Source organism: Antrihabitans auranticaus, from assembly GCF_016481275.1.
GTDB lineage: Bacteria > Actinomycetota > Actinomycetes > Mycobacteriales > Mycobacteriaceae > Antrihabitans.
Map to the genome: position 1 here is coordinate 204,649 of NZ_JAEMNW010000003.1, position 17,447 is coordinate 222,095.

Sequence of the window (17,447 nt, forward strand, 5' to 3'; positions counted from 1 at the left end):
AGTCGCAGGTCTTGGCCTGTGTCGATTTTCACGCTGTCGGTCTTTCCGGCACCGCAAGTCGGTGTGGCGTGAGAACAGTGCGCATCGTGACGGCGGTGCCGCGTTCCATGTGCTCTATCTGCACATCATCGGTCAAAGCACGCGCCATGGGAAGGCCCCGCCCTCGCAGACCAGGATCGGCAGCGGGCGGGATCCACGTCCCCGTGTCCGCGACGGTGACGATGAGTTCACCCGGGTCCGCTCGCGCCGACAGGATCACTCGTTCGGGAGTTTGATTTCGGTACGCATGCTCGACACTGTTCGTGCAGATTTCGTTGGCGGCCGAGATTACGTCGTCAGCGAGCAGGGGCGGGATCGAGGCGGCCGACAGCCAGCGCTGCAGGGCACGGCGGATCACCGCGAGCTGAGTCGGCTGGGCATCGACGTCCAGGACCAGCAGCGCCGGCGGCTGCCGGTACACGACCATCGCGACGTCGTCGTCGTACCCCTCTGCCGGCTGCAGCCCCGCGAGGACCATGTCCGCAACCTCGTCCGCCGTCCGCTCGGCCGCTTCGGACAGGAGCCCGGCAACCGCGTCGAAGCCGGCATCGATCGGCATGGTCCGCCGCTCGACGAGTCCATCGGTGAAGACAACGATTGTCGACCCTGGCGGCAGGTCCGCGGTCGCTTCGGGACGTGGGGCGCAATCGAAGGTTGCCAGTGGCACCGCGCGAGCCTCGTTCAGCGGAGTCGCGACAGCGCCCGGCGCCGCAAGCATCGCGGGCATATGGCCCGCGCTGCTGTACCGCAGTACGCCGGTGTCAGGATCCAGGATCGCGGCGCAGACGGTTGTGCAGACCGCGCCGGGAATTCGATGCGCCACGGCGTCGAGCTCGTCGAGAAGCTGGCCCGGACCAGCGCCACGCAGGAGCAACGCACGGCCCGACGTCCGGAGTTGACCCATGACGGCGGCGGCCGACAGACCGCGGCCGACACAGTCGCCGACGATGATTCCAATCCTGTTCTCCGGCAACGGCACAACGTCGTACCAGTCGCCGCCGATCTCCAGCGGCGGTACCGCAGGCTCGTAGCGGACCGCGAAGCGCGGCGGCAGTTCGAGCGGTCCGAGCATCGCGCGCTGCAGCGTCAACGACGTGGTGCGAGCCTGGTCGAAATTGCGTGCGCGCTGCAAGGCGAGGCTGAGTTGGCCGACGAGCGGAAACAGCAGGCCGCGGTCGCTCGTCGTGAGCGTCCGCGTCGGAGGCAACTCGATCATCATGGTCGCGTCATGGCCTTCGCCGAGGGTCGCGGCGAATCCGCGCGGCGTCTCCGACATGGATTCCAGCGAGCTGGTGACAGTCAGCGCCGGTAGGTGCCGGGCGTGATCGAGGATCGTCCGCGTGCGTTCGGCGAGGTCGGTCCAGGCGATCGGCGGCCGTTGCGCAACCGAGAACACGACCGGGTCGCCTGAACCCTCCGGCCAGACCGCCGCGTAGGCCTGTTCGGAATCGACGGCGGCGCAGCACTCTCGCAAGCCGACTCCGAGCACTTCTGCCACGCTCGTCGCCGACACGAGAGCGGTCGCGAGGGCAGCAGCCGCTCGCTCCCGTGTCGCGACTTCGCGTTCCGCGGTGACGTTGCGAATCGTGCCGACATACATGGGAACGGCCGCCTCTGGACCAGTCACCGAACTCGAACTCAGCCCGAGCCAGATCCGCCGGCCGTCCCTGTGCCGAATGGCGACTTCGAACCGGCCACCCCGCCCGTGCAGATAAGCGGCGAAGCGATCTCGGTGCCCGGGATCGTCGGGCGGCAACCACGGGTGTGGCCACTCGTACGGGACTCCCTCGGGTCCGTAGCCGGTCATCTCCCCGAACGCACCGTTGACCTCGACGATCGTGCCGTCTCCGTCTGCGACGAAGAAACCGTCCTGCAGCGAGTCGACGAGCGCGCGACGGAAGGCGTCCCGTTCGGCCAGGTCCTCCGCACGCGTCCGCTGCTGTTCGTACCGTCGTGTTCCATCCAGGAAACCGCGCGTCGCGATGTCGAGCGCGGTGAACGTCTGCAACAGGAACTGCAGTGCCGCACCGTCTTCGGTCGCGCCGAGTTCGGTGGCCGTTCGAAAATGATTCTCGGTGATGTCGAGCAGGCTGACCCGATTCGACAGCGCCCAACGGCCCAGTTCGTGTCCCGCCTCGAGAGTCGAATCGCTGCGTGCGGCGAGATGACGGCGAAGGGCGGCCGCGTACGCACCGCGAAACGAGTCTGCCGAGTCCGTCACTGCTTCGTGCCACGATGCCGGGCGGCGAGCACGAACGCGTCATCGATCTCCTTGGCGTATCCGCTGAGGATGTCGTCGGCGATGACGTGTGCCGGCTTCGACAGGTCGATCGCGTCGCCGTGGTCGGCGAGAATGCCGTCGCTGACCATCAACAGCAGATCGCCCGGCCGCATTTTCGTGGTTTGCGACGGCAGTGTCGCCGGCAACCGATACCCGACGATTCCACCGAGCAGCAAAGCGGTGTCACGCGCAGCCGGACCGGTCGGCGTCGCCTCGATCAGGCAGGTGCTCACATTTCCGACGCCCAGCCACGACAGTTCACTCGTGCCGAAGTACAGCATCGCGAGCGTCATCGCCGCACCACGAGTGTCCGCGAGCGCGTGGTCGGACAGGACCATCAAGACGTCGAGCGGCTCTGCCCGATTCTCCGCGAGCACCGCGACCGCCCGCTCTGCGGCGGCAGCGGCTGCCAGGCCGTGCCCGAGCCCGTCGATAAGCCCGAAGAGCGCGCCGCTGTCGCCGAGATCGAGCACGATCCCATGGTCACCGGAGACTTCCTCGCCGGGTAGCGGACGCCCGGCGAGAGCCCATTCGATCGGTCCGGACCGCCCGTGTTCACGCAACCTGAGGCACCAATTTCCACATCTCGACCACCGTCCCGTGGCCGACTTCGGAGCGGACCTCGAGGTGATCCATCAGCCGACGCGCACCGGGCAGTCCGAGCCCGAGACCCATGCCACTCGAGTAGCCGTCCTCGAGTGCCCGCGGTATGTCGGCGATACCCGGTCCGTCGTCGATCGCCTCCACGATGAGCGCCTTCCGCCCCTCGCGGTCGGCGACGGCGAGCCGGATTTCGCCTGTACCCGCGTAGCTCGTGATGTTGCGCGCGATCTCCGAGATCGCGGTCGCGATCATCGTGACGTCGGTGAGCGAGAAACCCAGATCCGTCGCCAGTTCACGCCCGGCCTGTCGGGCGGCAACGATGTCGTCCGAGATGTTGACTGCAACCACGAGATCACCTCCCACCATCGCGTCCATTCGTGCTTCGTCGCTGCGCAATTCGGCCGTTGAGCAACGCCATGCCCTCTTCGAGATCGAGCGAGGTGTACATGTCGTCGAAGGTCAAGCCCAACTGCACCATGGCGAAGGCAACTTCGGGCTGGAATCCCACGATCACGGTCTCGGCACCACGCAGGCGGGTCATGTGCGCGATCGTGCGCAGTGCGCGCGCCGCGAACGAATCCATGACGTCGATCGCGGTGACGTCGACGATGATTCCCTGCGAGCGAAATCTGCTCACGCGCTCCATCAGGTCGTCCTGCAGCCGCTGCGCGTCGGCGTCGGTGAGAGCCGCCTGCACTGTCGCGATCAGGTACGTACCCTGCTTCAGAATCGGAACCGGCATCGGTCGCTTGATCCTTTAACGCGCGTCGCGGAGGGAATCGCCCTGGCGGGTGACCTCGTAGCCGAGCAAGCGCTCCGCCTCTTCGATACCGCCCTGCAGGTCGCCGACCGCGTTCATCTTCGAGAGGTCGAGACCGATTGTCACGAGCGTCAGGGCGATCTCCGACGACAGGCCGGTGATGATGACGTTCGCGCCCATCAGACCGGAAGCGTCGACGGTCTGGACCAGGTGGTTTGCCACAGTGGAGTCGATCGTCGGTACACCGGTGATGTCGATGACGACGACCTTCGCGCGGTTCGCGCGAATCGCGCGGAGCAACTGCTCGGTGAGCTGACGCGCACGCTGGCCGTCGAGCACACCGATGATCGGCAGAATCAGCAGCTGCTCGCGCACTTGGAGCACCGGCGTCGAGAGTTCGCGGATGGCTTCCTGCTGCTGGCGGATGATGCGCTCACGCTCTTGGACGAAGCTGACGCCCACGGTGTTGGCGATGCGGTTCGCAGCGGGCTCGTACGCGTCGAGAACCCTGTTCAACAGGGTGAAGTCGGATTGGTACTTCTCGAAAAGCGACCGCGCGAGCACGTCGCGCAGCAGCAGGACGATGCCGAGGACCTCGTCGGTCTCGACGCCTCGCGGAATGATGCGCTCGGACAGGTCGCGCGCGTACGCCTGCAACGCCTCGACGCTACCGGTCTCGAGCACCTCGACGTAGTTGTCGTAGACCGAGGTTGCTTCGGAGAAGATCTCCTCCGAGGTCATCGCTGTCAGCAACTGAGCGTCCGTGATTCGGCGCGCCCACTCTTCGCGCAGCACGGTCCGGTTCTGCCGGAGGTGCGCCACGAGTTGTGGCAGCAACCCCTCGCTGGAAACCCCCTGCATCACCGAGACTGCCGACTCGATGGACGTCTCTGACATGGAACCTCCTGCTCAACGGACCGACCATGACAGAGCCTAGTCACCCATCGAGCAGCCGGACATTACTACCGCACCGGATTCGGCAAATCCCACGCCAATTCGATTGTCGTACCCTCGCGTTCGGCATGAATATCGGCCTTGTCGCACAGGGCCGACAGCAACAGGAGACCGCGACCACGGCCCGCGGAATCAGTCGGCGGAATGCGCCACGACCCGTGATCGGTAATCGTCACGACAAGAACGCAGTTCGCACGGTGCCTGCTCGCGCGAAGTTCGAACGATGCGGGCTCGTCCCCCGCGTATGCGTGCTCGACGACGTTCGCCATCGCCTCGTAACAGGCCAGCAGCACGTCGCACGCGCGGTCCTCCGAAATCGGAGCGTCCGCCAGCCACTTCGCGAGCGACCGACGGATGGCGCCTATCGTCTGGGCATCTCCCGCGGCGACTGCCACGACGAAATCCGCGACCGTGTCTCCCACTCGATCGCTTGTGTGCACCACGGGACGTCGCCCCTTGCGAACCTCCACGAGCGCCGGATACCCACTACGCAAAATTTCACACGAACGGCTTAACGTGGTCGCCGTGCGCACAGCATCGTCGTTTCGCCACACGCTGACTCAGCTGCTTCAAGCCCGGTTTCCGCTGATCTATGTCGAATCGCACGAGGAACAACGCGTGCTCGCGGAGATCGACGCCGTGCGGTCCGCGCTGAAGACCCCGCGGTCGATGTGGCTGTGGTCCGCGACGCAGGGCTTGCGGCGTCCGGGCGAGGCGACCGAACGCGGCACCCTCGAACCCGCTGCGGCACTGAGCGCGGCCGGCCGGATTCACGAGCGGGCAGTGTTCGTCTTCTGCGACCTGCATGCGTTCTTCGGCGACGGCACGCGACCACCGGACCCGGTCGTCGTGCGGTGGTTGCGCGACGCGGTCCGCGACTTCCGCGCGGGCGAGGCGGCTCGCACGCTTGTCCTCGTCGGGCCCGTACTGCGAATTCCTGCCGAGTTGGAGAAGGACACAACGGTTGTCGACTTCCCGCTGCCGCGCGAGGACGAAATCCGGGAGCTGCTCGACGGAATGATCGTCGAGAACACCGGGTCCGTGGCGATCATGATCGACGACCAGGGCCGCGACCGCCTGACCAAGGCCGCGCAGGGACTCACGCTCGCCGAGGCCGAGAATGCGTTCGCCCGAGCCATGGTCGCCGACGGCCGCCTGACCGCGGACGACGTCGAGCTCGTGCTCGCCGAGAAAGCCCAGACGATCAGAAAGTCCGGACTGCTCGAGATCGTCCGCACGCCGGTCGCTCTCGCCGACGTCGGCGGCCTGGACACGTTGAAAGCCTGGCTGGTGAAGCGGCAGGACTCATGGCTCGAAGAAGCCGCGCGCTACGGCCTGCCTGCACCCAAGGGCGTCCTGATCACCGGCGTACCCGGGTGCGGAAAGTCCATGACGGCCAAGGCGGTTGCCTCCGCCTGGGGCCTACCGCTGATCCGGATGGATATCGGAAAGGTGTTCGCCGGTTTGGTGGGTGCGAGCGAGCACAACATGCGCGCAAGCATCGCCACGGCCGAGGCGTCGGCACCCTGCATCATGTGGATCGACGAGATCGAAAAGGGCTTCGCCGGTGCGGGATCCGCGGGTGACACCGGGACCAGCGCACGCGTCTTCGGCACCTTCCTCACCTGGATGCAGGAGAAGACCGCGCCGGTGTTCGTCATCGCGACGGCGAACAATATCGACCGGTTGCCGCCGGAATTCTTGCGCAAGGGACGCTTCGACGAGATCTTCTTCGTCGACCTGCCGACTCCTGCCGAGCGCGAGGAGATCTGGCGACTACACCTGGACAGACGCGTCCGCAGCGGACCCGCCGCCGGGCTGAAGGTGACCGAGGTCCTCCTCGAAGACCTCGCCACCGCATCCAGCGAGTTCTCCGGCGCGGAGATCGAGCAAGCCGTCATCGCGGGCCTGTTCGATGCATATTCCGACCGGCGGCCATTGGACGCAGCCGACCTGTTCCATGCGCTGGAGAACACAGTTCCGCTGTCGACGACACAACACGACCAAATTGCCGACCTGCGCGAATGGGCCAGCGTGCGAGCCGTATCCGCAACGGGTGTGACGTTTCCCTTACAGCCCTGACGACCGGTCCGATTCGGGTGAATAATCGCGGCGTGAGCATTTCGATCATTCTCGTGCCATTAGCGGTTGCCGCGGCCACGAAGGCGGCGTCGATGCGCAGCGGTGCCGGGAACGCGTGCACGGTGTCGACGCGAATGCGCGATCCGAACCTGCTGCGAACCGCTCTGCCGGACACCGGCGCCAGGACTACGCTCCAGTCTCCGGATTCGATCGATGCCGAATGGGAAGGCCTCGCAGCCCAGTTGCGCCGCGATCCCGACGGCGTGTGGTCGGCCCACTTCACCGGTACGAAAGACGCTGCACGCTGCACCGAGGTCGTGCAAGCCATCGATAGGGCGTACGGCCTCCGGGTGCAGGAAGAAGTGATCGCGAAGTTGAAAGATCGTGCGCCCGCGGCGGGGATGACACTGCTTTCGGAGACCGCGAATTCCGACGCATCGGTGACGATGGTGCTCGAAGTGCGGGGTGATCGGTGATGGCTACCGAACGCGTCCGCATCGAAGTCGTGATCGGACCCGATGGGTCCGTGACTGCCGAAACCCACCGGGCAGTCGGCGAAGAGTGCCTGCCGTACATCCAGGTCCTGGAGGACCTGCTCGACGCAACAACGGTCGACAGCTCGTACACCGACGATTGGTGGAAGTCGGCGCCGGTACAGGTTCGAACCGACGAGTCGGCGCACATCACGGCTCGCGACGGGCTCGGCTAGCGGGAATGTACTACCAGGCGCGACCGACACCACAGATGCTGCTCGCAGACTCCTCGTGGCGTCTGCGGAACAGCCTGTGGATGCTCGCCGTCATCCTCGGTTGCGGAATGCTGACGTGGGCAGCGTTCCTCTACATCGGGATGCGCGCGCGAAACAAGATCTGGCTCGGCGCGGCTGCCGTCTACGCGGTGTTGTTCATCGGCTTCATCGTCTGCATCGAGCTCGCCGGACCGTCTTCCGACGAGATCGTCGCAGGCGCCACCCGGACGCCTACCGAAGAAACCATCAACTCATGGGCGTCCGGTTTGCTGGTCGCAACCTGGATCGGCGGGATCGTCCACGCCGGAATCGTGCGACGGCAGTACCTGCAGTGGCGTGCGCAGAACGCCGCGCCATGGTGGGAAGGTTCGCCGGCGACCAACCCCGTTTATCCGCCACCGCTGTATTACCAACCCGTCCAACATAATTCGACGCACGCCGCGCCACTGTTCGACAACCGGCACTATTGGGGGCCGCCGCAGCCGGCCCCCGCGGTGAACCTCGGCAAGCCCGCTGTCCGCGTCGACGTCAACCGCGCGGGGCACGCCGAACTCGCGGGACTGGGCCTCGACGAAACTGTCGTCACAGAACTGCTTGCTGCCCGCGAGCGTCGTGGCGGGTTCACGTCCATGCAGGAGTTCGCGGCTGCTGCCGGGCTGAAACCCCATGAGCTGAGCGCGGTCTCGGCGCGTATCACCCTCACACCACCACCACCCGTTCAGCAGCACGGCTTTCAAGCGCGCGGTCGGCGGCTGGACCTGTGACCGCGCCCGCCCTTGGCGAACCCGGCACGCTCCGGATAGCCCGCACCTTGACCTCGACGGTATCGGAAGGGCCGGGTCGGCGGTCGGCGGTGTGGGTGCAGGGCTGCACGATTCGCTGCCCAGGTTGTTTCAATCCGCAGCTCTGGACCAGCCGCGGTGGCGTCGTCGTCGACACCGTCGAATTCTCCGAGACCACGCTGCGCGAGGCGCTTGCTGCCGGCGTCGAAGGCGTGACGCTGTTGGGCGGCGAACCTTTCGAGCAAGCCGCACCGCTTGCGCTACTCGGAGAGCGATTTCGCGCCGAAGGTTTGTCGGTGATGACGTTCACCGGCTACGAGTACGCCGACCTCCTGACGTGGTCCGCCGAGCGCGCCGACATCGCGGCGTTGCTCGACGCGACCGACCTCCTCGCGGACGGGCCTTTCCTTGCCGATCGATTGGATTCGACGCGGCCGTGGATCGGCTCGACGAATCAGTCGCTGCGCCCACTGACCGAGCGCTACCGGAACGAGCTTGCGCACGACCTGCCTCCCGATCGTGTCGAGGTCACAATCGACCCCGCCGGGCGAATTGCCGTGAACGGCTGGGCGGACCTGGATGCACTCGACGGTTTGCTCGACGGACTCGGCACGCGGGCACGAATGTAGTCCGCTCATTCTCAGAGAGTTCTCACAACCGCCCCACGGCCCGGTCATAGTTTCGATCTACTCTCGAGCGTTATGCGCTCATTGAACTCAAGCAGTCTCGCAGTGCGCGTCGCGGTTGGCGCCCTCGTCCTACTTCTGGCCGCGGGCGCGGGGTTCTACTACTGGACCGTGCGGTCGGACCGGGATTCCGCACGTACCGTCGCGATCGTCAACGAAGATGAAGGATCACCCGGTTCACCAGTCAAGATCGGTGATCAGGTCGTCGACCTGCTGAAGCAGGAGTCGAAATTCGACTGGGAGGTCGTAGCCCCCGATGTCGCCGACAACAGTAAGTACCTGGCAGCCGTGAAGATCCCGACAGACTTCTCCGACGCGGTCTCGTCGCTCGGCACACCGACGCCGCGCCAAGCCGTACTCACCGTCAGCTACAACGGCAGCGGTTCCGTCCGGGACAAGCGTCAGGTGGACAGCCTGATCACCGCGGTATCGGACCAGACGGGTGCAGCAGGTGTTCGCGACTACCTGCTCACGATTTCCCAGGCTCGCCAGAAACTGCAACAGACCCAGACCATCGCCAATCTGCTCTCCTCAGGTGTGGCCGCGGCCGACGAACAGGCCCAGACGATGCTGTCGGGTGCGGACCAGATCCTCCCCTACCTGGAGACAGCTCGCGCCGGTGCGAACCAGTTGGTCGACGTCGCAGGTCAGGTGTCGGGAGCCGTGAACGGTGCCGACGGCTCAGTCACCGAACTGGCCGATCGACTTTCGGCGCTCGGCGTCACGATCGGTGACCTGAACCGGGGCAACGAACGCGCCCGGACCGGCCTCGATCAGGCTGCGAACCTGCTGGAAGCAAGTGGACTCCCGACCGGTGACGTGGTCCGTGATCTGCGTCAGACGCGGTCCGACCTCGAACTCGCGTCGAACCAACTCAATTCGGTGACCGGGCTCGTCGGCTCGGACGTCGGACCCGACACCGAGCTGGGCGAAGTCTTGCGCAGCGGTTTCGGCCAACTGCAGTCGGTATCGGCCCAGTTGAGCGATGCCGGAGCGCTTCTGCAGGAAGGCATCGGGCCGATCGCCGACCAGGCGCCCGAACTGCTCGGCGGCAGCAAGGACCAGATTCTCGGTGCGATCACACAGCTCAAGAACGTGTCCAAATCGCTTGCCGACCAGCTCAACACCGGTGTATCGACGATCCCCGCGGGAAATCCGCAGCAGGCGTCGGCAGTGCTCAGTGCGCCGATCTCCGTCGTCGATCAGAACAGGCCGGCCGGATTCGAGCTCTTCACAGCCCGCAATCTGGCCATCCTGTTCGGGATCACGACAGCACTGCTGGCGGCAGCGCTGGTATGGAGCACGCGCCGGCCGAAAGCGTCAGCTGTCGACGTGAACGTGCGGTCGTAGCGCGGGGTCGGGCTCGGCGCGGCGGAGCACTTCTCGCGTCACCGGCGCCACCTCGCCCTGCCCGATGAACAGGAAGCGGAGCAGGTTCTCGACCGGGTTCCCTTCGGTCCAATCGAAGTAGATGTGTGGATTGAGGCCTGTCTCCGCTCTGATCTGGAGAAGGATCGCGGCGATCGAGTTCGGGATTGCCGCACTCGACACGGACAGCACGCGGTAGCCGAACCGATCGGTGCCTGTGACATGGAGGTCGGTTTTGAACTCCGAGGGGTCCTTGATCTGCACTTCGAGGAAGAGGATCCGATCACCGGACGGGATATGACACTTGGTGCGCTGCTCGGCTTCCTTCGCCCGATACTCCTCGGCGTCGACGCTGTCGGCGTCGTGGCTCACGATCCGGATCGCGCCGCTCGCGGCAGCGTCCGCGATCATCGCCGCGGCCTCGTCGTCGAAGGTCACTTCGATTGCGCGCAACTCGAATGCCCGGCCAACGCGTGACGCGAAGGAGACGGTCACGATCGCGAGGATGAACAGCGACGCGACCTGGACACCTTCGGGACGTTCGAAGACGTTCGCGATCGTCGTGTACAGGAAGATCGCTGCGACGACGCCGAAGCCGACTGCCCGTCCCCTCTGGCCACTGCGCACTGCCGACAACGTCACCGCCACAGCCGCGGACGTGATCAGCACCAGGACGCCGGTGGCGTATGCCGAACCCTGCTTGTCGACGCTGGCATCGAAGTACCAGGTGATTGCGAACGCGGCGAGCGCAAACACAACGACCAGGGGACGGACCGCACGCGCCCATTCAGGCGCCATGCCGAAGCGCGGCAAGTAGCGCGGCACCAGGTTCAACAGACCCGCCATCGCCGACGCACCCGCGAACCACAGAATCGCGATCGTGCTGACGTCGTAGACGGTTCCGAAGATCTCGCCGAGGTGTTCGTGGGCCAAGTACGCGAGGGCGCGACCGTTGGCGGGTCCGCCGGCTTCGAAATCGTCCTCCGGGATGAGGACGGTCGTGATGAAGCTCGTGGTGATGAGGAACCCACTCATGATGAGCGCCGACGTGGTCAGCAACCGCTTCGCGCCCCTGATCCGGCCGTCGAGGTGGTCGATGTCGTCCGTCGGATCGCCCTTGATCTGCGGCATCACCGCGACCCCGGTCTCGAAACCCGAAAGTCCCAGTGCCAGCTTGGGAAAGACGAGCAGCGAGATACCGATCATCATCCAGATGCTGCCGTGTTCAGCGGTCATCGCATGGGTCCAGTCGGTGACCAGGTGATCGGCCGAGGCGATCTCCCACAGACCTACCCCGACGACGACCAGGTTTAGCGCGAGAAATATCGCAACCAGCGTCACCGCGATCCCGATGGCTTCGGTGAATCCCTTCAGGAATATCGCCGCCAGCAAGGCCAGCAGACCGAGGGTGATGAGCATGTTCTCGTCGTGCAGAAACTCAGGCGCAAAAGGGTTTTCGACGACGTGCGCAGCGCCGTCCGCCGCGGACAACGTCATCGTGATGATGAAGTCGGTCGCTGCGAACCCGAGCAGAACGAGGATGAAAACCTTTCCGCCCCAGCTCGGAATGAGGTTTGCAAGCATCGAAATCGAACCTTCGCCGCGCGGACTCTCGCGCGCCACCCGGCGATAGACGGGCAGGGCGCCGAACAACGTCAGCGCGACCAGGACCAGTGTCGCCAGCGGCGACAACACGCCTGCGGCGAGCGCCGCGATCCCCGGCTGGTAGCCCAGCGTCGAGAAGTAATCGACGCCGGTCAGGCACATGACCTTCCACCAGCCGTGCTTCTTCTCGCCCTTCACGGGCTTCCGGTACGGACCCTGGTGACCGGCGGGCTGTTCGGTGATGTCCGCAAGGAACCAGGCACGAAGCCGAGACGGCGATCGCGGTGCGGTTGTCACGTCGCCTCCTGCGCACACGAGCATGAGCCAAACTTGGATCGCATCCTGCCACGCCTGCCGCAAGCACGTGGGTGGCGTGCGGTCCGGGCGGTGCGATCCCGCCTAAATGGTCGGCGTCAGCACCGCGATCGGGATCGTCCGGCCCGACTTTTTCTCGTAGTCGGCGAAGAACGCGGCACGCGGAAGCACGAGACCGTCCCAAAGCTGCTTCAGCTCTGCACCTTCGGCGATTCGAACAGACACGTCCCTCGTCACCTCGCCGATCAGGACACGCGCGCGGTCGGTGGCCGCGAGGTTCTGGAACCATTGCGGGGTTTCCTTCGAACCACCCCCGGACCCCACAACCACGTACGCCCCGTCTTTGTCGAAGTACGCAACGGGCGCCTTCCGCTCGGCCCCGGACTTGCGCCCGCGGACCGTCAGCACCAGCACCGGCAAACCTTTGACCTTCCCACCGATGCGGCCGTTCGACTTCGCGTAGAGACGCGACATCGTCCTGTTGCCGAACGCCATGACCTTGTTCAGAACCGAATTTCCGGGCACGTAACGAGGCTAATCGGATTCGACCGGTCCCGCGCGAGCAATCGCTTCCACTTCCTTGACCCCGAAGTTCGACAGTTCGACGCGTGCACGCACCGTGACGGTCGCGTCCCAATCCTCGATGGCACAGGACCCGACCGATACGGACATCCGCCCGGCAACGTCTTGCGCTGCGGCGCAAGCTGACTCGCTACCGCGATCCAGCGCACCAGCCGCCGCCAGGGCCGCGAGGTCTGCCGCTGACTGCGCCCGGTGCCGGGCGCTGACGACCGCACCGACTTGGAGGATCATCGCCGCGACAACGACAAGAGCCAGAATTGCGAAGCTGGCGAGGATGGTTGCGCCACCACGATCGTCGCCGATTCGTTTCTCGGTCATTCCGGCTCCGGCTCGACCGCTGCGACCGCCTGTGTCTCGATGTCGATCGGCAGCAATCCCGCCGCTGCGGTCACCGTCGCCACGATGTGCTCGCCGTCGACCCGAATGCTGACCTGAGCGCCGTCGGGCGCTATCCGCTCCGCGACGGTCACCGCGTTCGCCGAGTCGCCGCGAGCCGCAAGACGAGCCGCTTCCCTCGCCGCGTCGATACAGCGAATCTGAATCGACGCGGCGAGAGCGGCACCGAGGCACAGAACGACCACGAACACTATCGACGCGAGGGCGATCGCAGCCTCGACGGTCACTGCTCCACGATCGCCGCGCACCAACCCGGTTACACGGTTGTGTTCAACGCCTTGTCGATTATCCGGGTCAGCGCATTCACAATGCTGTCGCCGGTGACAACCGTATAGAGCACCGCGCCGAACGCTGCCGCGGCAATCGTGCCGATCGCATATTCGGCGGTACTCATTCCGTCGTCGGCTGTCGCCGCCAGCACGAGTCGAGCCTGCAATTCCCGATAAGCCGATGTAAGCATCGGTGTCCCCTCCTTCGTCTCTCGACACGGCCGATCCGTGCCGAAGTTCTCGAGTCCCAGCGCTCATAGCAACCCACCGCCGAGCGTCCGGCTCGCAAGTCCGATGACCACGGGAACGATCCCGAGGCAGATGAATGCGGGGAGAAAGCACAGCCCGAGCGGTCCGCTCATCAGGACGCCTGCTCGCTCCGCCCTGGCAGCCGCCGTGTCCTCGGCCGAAACTCGTTGCGCAGCTGCAAGTTCAGCCATTGCTGCTGCGACAGGCGCGCCGGACCGCGCTGACCGCCGGGCCGTCCTCGCGAGTGACTCCGTTTCGGTGTTCGCCGCCGCGTCGTCCCAAGCTGTCGACGGATCGGCACCCAGTGCAAGGAGGTCCGACGCCCGCCGCAACGACCCCGCAAGAGGGGGTGGCGCCGAAACTGATACTGCCGCTGCGGCTGTGGACATCGGAAGTCCGGCCCGCAAACATGCCGCCAGGAGGTCGTAGGCGGCCGCGAGCGCGAGGGGATCCGAGGCAATCGCTTCAGGTACCACCGCGACGGGTTCATTCACCCTCAGCCCGCGCAACCGAACACCTGCCGTCGCCGACCGCGGCAGCGTCAGAATAGCGGCCGCCGCAAGGACAAGTTCGAGGCTCGTCATCGGAGTACCCGTGCGGTGATGGCATCGGTCCACAACAGACCGGCAGCCACGAACGCTGTGCCGAGCACCAGCAACACCCCGCCTGCGCCGCCGCCGAGCAGCACCCGCAGCGGCCCGGCACCCATCAGCTGCCCCAAGCCGATCCCGAGCAGCGGCAAGCCCGCAAGGACCGCACCCGTTGCCCGTGCGCCGGCCAAACCGGATTCGGTCCTGCCTCGAAAGCGCATGCGCCCCTGCAGATCCGACCGCACGGCCACCAGCAATTCGGCAAGTGCCAACCCGTGCTCTTCGGCAACTCGCCATGCGTGCGCGATGCGCTCCAGTTCGGCGCTGACCGGAGTGCCGGCCTTGCGGAGGCCATCCGCCGCCGACCCGCCCAGGCGGCTGCGCGCCGCAGCAACTGCGAATGCCCGCGAACCCACGCCTGAACACTCGACCGCTGCTGTGTCACAGGCCGCCGACGGATGCGCACCCACCCGCAGTTCACCGATGACAATCTCGATGCCGTCCAGCAGTTTTCGCCGCTCGTCCTGCGTTGCTCCGTCCGCGCCGGAACGCCGTCGCCGATGCTGCACGAGGCTCACCAGCAATACCGTGGCGATCAGCGCGCTCGGTCCACCGACGAGAAAGGCTGGGATACATAGCAACCCGGCGAGAAGCAGCGGATCTGGCAGGCCACGTTGCACCCTTGCGACCACGAACAGCCGCCCCAAACGCCGCCGCGAATCGTGTACCGGCGCAACCAGCAGAGCGAGTGCCACGCACAGAATCGCCAGGGTCATCGCGCAGACCGCCTGTGCAACAGTGAGTTCAACGCAGCTCGACCGGGCATGTCGGCACAGTCGGCCGACCACGCCGGAAGGATCGAAACCCACCCGTCGTTGTCGCGCTCCAGGATTCCGATCGTGACCAGTCGGCGCGCGCCATCGGCACGCCGCTCCACGTGAAACACGACCTGGACCGCTGCCGCCAGCTGACTGTGCAATGCGGCACGGTCCATGCCGCCCAATGCGGCGAGCGCTTCCAAACGCGCAGGCACCTCCTCGGGCGCGTTCGCGTGAACCGTTCCGGCTCCCCCGTCGTGGCCGGTGTTCAACGCGGTGAGGAGGTCTATAACCTCGGCGCCGCGGACCTCGCCGACCACGATCCGGTCCGGTCGCATGCGCAGCGCCTGCCGGACCAGATCCCGAACCGTCACCTCGCCGACCCCCTCGACGTTCGGTGCCCGTGCAACCAGCCGGACGACGTGCGGATGCTGCGGTGCGAGTTCGGCGGCGTCCTCGACACACACGATGCGCTCGGCCGGGTCGACCTGCGCAAGCAGCGCGGCGAGTAGTGTCGTTTTGCCGGCACCGGTCCCGCCGATGACGAGAAAAGCCAAGCGGGCAGCGGTGATTCGCAACAACAGAGCACGAGCGTCGGCCGATACTGCACCCGACTCCGTCAGCGCATCCAAGCCCTGGGTTGCGGGTCGCAGTACCCGCAACGACAGACACGTGCCGCCCTGCGCGATCGGTGCCAGCACAGCATGCAATCGAACACCGAATGCCGAGTTCCCCACGCCGGGTAATCGTCCGTCAACCCAAGGCTGCGCATCGTCGAGCCTGCGCCCCGCGGCGAGCGCCAGCCGTTGCGCAAGGCGTCGCACCGCTGCATCGTCGGCAAAGGTGATCGGCACGCGTTGCAGTCCGCGGCCGCGATCGACCCACACCTCGTCCGGTGCGGTCACAAGTACATCGGCCACTGCCGGATCTGCGAGCAGTGGATCCAGCGGACCCACGCCGGTCAGTTCGGTCTGCAGCAGGCGCAACGCTCGCAGTAGATCCGTATCGCCCAGCACTCCGCCCGACTCCGCGCGTATTGCTGCCGCGACCGTCGCGGGAGTGGGTTCGGCAGCGGTCTGCGACAGCCGATCCCGAACCCGATCGAGGAGATCGGTGGACTCGAGCGCGGTCACGCAACCCACCTCCGGACGCCGGACCGCTCAGCGACCGCATCGAGCACAGACTCTGCCGCGGTCCGCAAGGGACCACGCTTACGCAATCGAAGACCACCACGCTCGAGTCGATCGGATAGGCGCGGCTCGGGTCTCATCGCGGCCAGCAGCGGAAGCCCGAGCGCTTTCGCGATGTCGGCAGCCTGCAGACCACCCGGCGCAGGCCCTCTGACTACGAGCCCGCATTGCGAATTGCGTGACTGCGCATACCGCGCGACCACCTCTGCCGCAGCACTCGCACGAAGCTCGGCAGGTACCACCAATACGACAAGGTCCGCGGATTCCACGAGCGCCTCGGCGACATCGCACCCCCTGCGCGGGATGTCGCCGATCACGAGGTCCCCAACATTTCGGCCCGCCTCCACGACAGCTCGGACCGCAGCTGCGCTCGGCTCTCCCGCCGAATCACCCCGACCGCAGGCCAACACCGAAACGCCTTGCTGCACGGCCGGAAGCGCGGCGTGCAATGCGGCCGCCGATACCCGGCCGCCCTCGAGAACGAGAGCCGGCCAACGCAGGCCCGGCGTGTGTTCCGCACCGAGGAGCAAGTCGATTCCGCCGCCGTGACCGTCACCGTCGACAAGTAGGCAGTGCTCGCGGAACTGCGTCGCATTCGCGGTCAACGCAAGTGCGCCCGCAAACGTCGATGCGCCCGCGCCCCCACGCCCACCGAGTACCGCAATCACCGCGCCGCGCCCGGAGCCCGCTTCTGGTCGCTCGCCCAGCAGCGCCACCAGTACCGATTCGTCACCGGGCAAACCGAGCACATTGTCGGCGCCGATCGCCGCCGCACTCTGCCAGTCCTCCAGTGCCGGAACGCCATCCGCGATCACGACAACTCCGGGTCGGCGCGGCAACAATTCCTGCGCAGCCATTCGCGCAGTTTCGGCGTCCAATAGAACCACCGTCGCGCGCGTCCAGGCCGGACGCCCGACCGGCCACGCGGATTCGATCAGGAAGCATTCCGCTGCCGCCGCGATCCGCGCCGATTCCTGCCGCGCGGCGGCGTCCCCCATGATCACCAGTGCATGCCTTCGTGGTGTCCCGTCATCCATGGACACAGCGTGCGGGACGACCGAGCACTGCGAAAGGGGCTGCAGCCCAACTGTGGATAACTCGACCCCTGTGGATAACTTCTTGGACGGTCG

21 protein-coding genes are annotated in these 17,447 nt (G+C 66.0%); 6 read left to right on the forward strand and 15 right to left on the reverse strand.

The genetic code is table 11. The features are described 5' to 3' along the window. Positions 1-28: 28 nt before the first annotated feature. The 6 genes from JGU72_RS15235 to JGU72_RS15260 form a co-directional block, all read right to left on the reverse strand. The gene (locus JGU72_RS15235) at positions 29-2,260 is read right to left on the reverse strand and encodes a SpoIIE family protein phosphatase (RefSeq protein WP_199684817.1); all 2,232 of its coding nucleotides are present in this window, start codon (positions 2,258-2,260) and stop codon (positions 29-31) included. Next, entirely contained in the window at positions 2,257-2,883 is a 627-nt protein-coding gene (locus JGU72_RS15240; protein ID WP_199684818.1) for a SpoIIE family protein phosphatase, read from the reverse strand. Before JGU72_RS15240 ends, JGU72_RS15235 begins: the two co-directional genes overlap by 4 nt. Next, positions 2,876-3,286, reverse strand: coding sequence for an ATP-binding protein (locus JGU72_RS15245; protein WP_199685332.1), 411 nt, complete (start codon positions 3,284-3,286; stop codon positions 2,876-2,878). The genes JGU72_RS15240 and JGU72_RS15245 overlap by 8 nt, the downstream gene beginning before the upstream one ends. Continuing rightward, positions 3,276-3,665 (reverse strand): STAS domain-containing protein, encoded by a 390-nt coding sequence (locus JGU72_RS15250; protein WP_199684819.1) that lies wholly within the window; start codon positions 3,663-3,665, stop codon positions 3,276-3,278. Before JGU72_RS15250 ends, JGU72_RS15245 begins: the two co-directional genes overlap by 11 nt. 15 nt (positions 3,666-3,680) lie before the next feature. Further along, entirely contained in the window at positions 3,681-4,580 is a 900-nt protein-coding gene (locus JGU72_RS15255; RefSeq protein ID WP_199684820.1) for an STAS domain-containing protein, read from the reverse strand. 65 nt (positions 4,581-4,645) lie between these two features. Next, positions 4,646-5,059 carry an ATP-binding protein gene (locus JGU72_RS15260; RefSeq protein WP_307828456.1) on the reverse strand — a complete coding sequence of 138 codons (414 nt, stop codon included), beginning with the start codon at positions 5,057-5,059 and terminating at the stop codon, positions 4,646-4,648. A gap of 103 nt (positions 5,060-5,162) precedes the next feature. Here JGU72_RS15260 and JGU72_RS15265 point away from each other — a divergent pair, with 103 nt between their 5' ends. From JGU72_RS15265 to JGU72_RS15290, 6 genes are all read left to right on the forward strand, one after another. Beyond that, positions 5,163-6,719 carry an AAA family ATPase gene (locus JGU72_RS15265; protein ID WP_307828457.1) on the forward strand — a complete coding sequence of 519 codons (1,557 nt, stop codon included), beginning with the start codon at positions 5,163-5,165 and terminating at the stop codon, positions 6,717-6,719. Between the two features lie 32 nt (positions 6,720-6,751). Continuing rightward, positions 6,752-7,195, forward strand: a complete 444-nt coding sequence (locus tag JGU72_RS15270; RefSeq protein ID WP_199684823.1) for a hypothetical protein — start codon at positions 6,752-6,754, stop codon at positions 7,193-7,195. After that, positions 7,195-7,428, forward strand: coding sequence for a DUF2997 domain-containing protein (locus tag JGU72_RS15275; RefSeq protein WP_199684824.1), 234 nt, complete (start codon positions 7,195-7,197; stop codon positions 7,426-7,428). Before JGU72_RS15270 ends, JGU72_RS15275 begins: the two co-directional genes overlap by 1 nt. 5 nt (positions 7,429-7,433) lie before the next feature. Then, entirely contained in the window at positions 7,434-8,231 is a 798-nt protein-coding gene (locus tag JGU72_RS15280; RefSeq protein ID WP_199684825.1) for a ComEA family DNA-binding protein, read from the forward strand. After that, positions 8,228-8,878, forward strand: a complete 651-nt coding sequence (locus JGU72_RS15285) for a 4Fe-4S single cluster domain-containing protein (protein ID WP_199684826.1) — start codon at positions 8,228-8,230, stop codon at positions 8,876-8,878. Before JGU72_RS15280 ends, JGU72_RS15285 begins: the two co-directional genes overlap by 4 nt. Positions 8,879-8,980: 102 nt before the next feature. Then, positions 8,981-10,285 carry a YhgE/Pip domain-containing protein gene (locus JGU72_RS15290; protein WP_199684827.1) on the forward strand — a complete coding sequence of 435 codons (1,305 nt, stop codon included), beginning with the start codon at positions 8,981-8,983 and terminating at the stop codon, positions 10,283-10,285. Here JGU72_RS15290 and JGU72_RS15295 read toward each other — a convergent pair. The 9 genes from JGU72_RS15295 to ssd form a co-directional block, all read right to left on the reverse strand. Next, on the reverse strand, positions 10,256-12,229 hold the full coding sequence (locus tag JGU72_RS15295) for an APC family permease (protein WP_199684828.1): 1,974 nt from the start codon (positions 12,227-12,229) through the stop codon (positions 10,256-10,258). The genes JGU72_RS15290 and JGU72_RS15295 overlap by 30 nt on opposite strands. Before the next feature lie 78 nt (positions 12,230-12,307). After that, positions 12,308-12,748, reverse strand: a complete 441-nt coding sequence (locus JGU72_RS15300) for a nitroreductase/quinone reductase family protein (RefSeq protein WP_199684829.1) — start codon at positions 12,746-12,748, stop codon at positions 12,308-12,310. A gap of 9 nt (positions 12,749-12,757) precedes the next feature. Beyond that, positions 12,758-13,123 (reverse strand): Rv3654c family TadE-like protein, encoded by a 366-nt coding sequence (locus JGU72_RS15305; protein WP_199684830.1) that lies wholly within the window; start codon positions 13,121-13,123, stop codon positions 12,758-12,760. Further along, complete coding sequence (locus tag JGU72_RS15310; RefSeq protein WP_307828458.1) at positions 13,120-13,428, reverse strand: TadE family type IV pilus minor pilin; 309 nt, start codon at positions 13,426-13,428, stop codon at positions 13,120-13,122. The genes JGU72_RS15305 and JGU72_RS15310 overlap by 4 nt, the downstream gene beginning before the upstream one ends. A 29-nt stretch (positions 13,429-13,457) precedes the next feature. Next, entirely contained in the window at positions 13,458-13,661 is a 204-nt protein-coding gene (locus tag JGU72_RS15315; RefSeq protein WP_199684832.1) for a DUF4244 domain-containing protein, read from the reverse strand. A 63-nt stretch (positions 13,662-13,724) separates the two neighbouring features. Next, positions 13,725-14,303, reverse strand: coding sequence for a type II secretion system F family protein (locus JGU72_RS15320; RefSeq protein ID WP_199684833.1), 579 nt, complete (start codon positions 14,301-14,303; stop codon positions 13,725-13,727). Then, entirely contained in the window at positions 14,300-15,085 is a 786-nt protein-coding gene (locus JGU72_RS15325) for a type II secretion system F family protein (RefSeq protein WP_199684834.1), read from the reverse strand. Before JGU72_RS15325 ends, JGU72_RS15320 begins: the two co-directional genes overlap by 4 nt. Further along, the gene (locus tag JGU72_RS15330; RefSeq protein WP_199684835.1) at positions 15,082-16,260 is read right to left on the reverse strand and encodes a TadA family conjugal transfer-associated ATPase; all 1,179 of its coding nucleotides are present in this window, start codon (positions 16,258-16,260) and stop codon (positions 15,082-15,084) included. Before JGU72_RS15330 ends, JGU72_RS15325 begins: the two co-directional genes overlap by 4 nt. Beyond that, the gene (gene ssd / locus JGU72_RS15335; protein ID WP_199684836.1) at positions 16,257-17,354 is read right to left on the reverse strand and encodes a septum site-determining protein Ssd; all 1,098 of its coding nucleotides are present in this window, start codon (positions 17,352-17,354) and stop codon (positions 16,257-16,259) included. The genes JGU72_RS15330 and ssd overlap by 4 nt, the downstream gene beginning before the upstream one ends. Between the last annotated feature and the right edge of the window lie 93 nt (positions 17,355-17,447).

Excerpts from the sequence above, each read along its gene's own strand:
- JGU72_RS15250 (WP_199684819.1), bottom strand. The coding sequence starts at position 3,665 with ATGCCGGTTCCGATTCTGAAGCAGGGTACGTACCTGATCGCGACAGTG.
- JGU72_RS15255 (WP_199684820.1), bottom strand. The coding sequence starts at position 4,580 with ATGTCAGAGACGTCCATCGAGTCGGCAGTCTCGGTGATGCAGGGGGTT.
- JGU72_RS15275 (WP_199684824.1), top strand. The coding sequence starts at position 7,195 with ATGGCTACCGAACGCGTCCGCATCGAAGTCGTGATCGGACCCGATGGG.
- JGU72_RS15280 (WP_199684825.1), top strand. The coding sequence starts at position 7,434 with ATGTACTACCAGGCGCGACCGACACCACAGATGCTGCTCGCAGACTCC.
- JGU72_RS15295 (WP_199684828.1), bottom strand. The coding sequence starts at position 12,229 with ATGCTCGTGTGCGCAGGAGGCGACGTGACAACCGCACCGCGATCGCCG.
- JGU72_RS15305 (WP_199684830.1), bottom strand. The coding sequence starts at position 13,123 with ATGACCGAGAAACGAATCGGCGACGATCGTGGTGGCGCAACCATCCTC.
- JGU72_RS15315 (WP_199684832.1), bottom strand. The coding sequence starts at position 13,661 with ATGCTTACATCGGCTTATCGGGAATTGCAGGCTCGACTCGTGCTGGCG.
- JGU72_RS15320 (WP_199684833.1), bottom strand. The coding sequence starts at position 14,303 with ATGACGAGCCTCGAACTTGTCCTTGCGGCGGCCGCTATTCTGACGCTG.
- JGU72_RS15325 (WP_199684834.1), bottom strand. The coding sequence starts at position 15,085 with ATGACCCTGGCGATTCTGTGCGTGGCACTCGCTCTGCTGGTTGCGCCG.
- ssd (WP_199684836.1), bottom strand. The coding sequence starts at position 17,354 with ATGGATGACGGGACACCACGAAGGCATGCACTGGTGATCATGGGGGAC.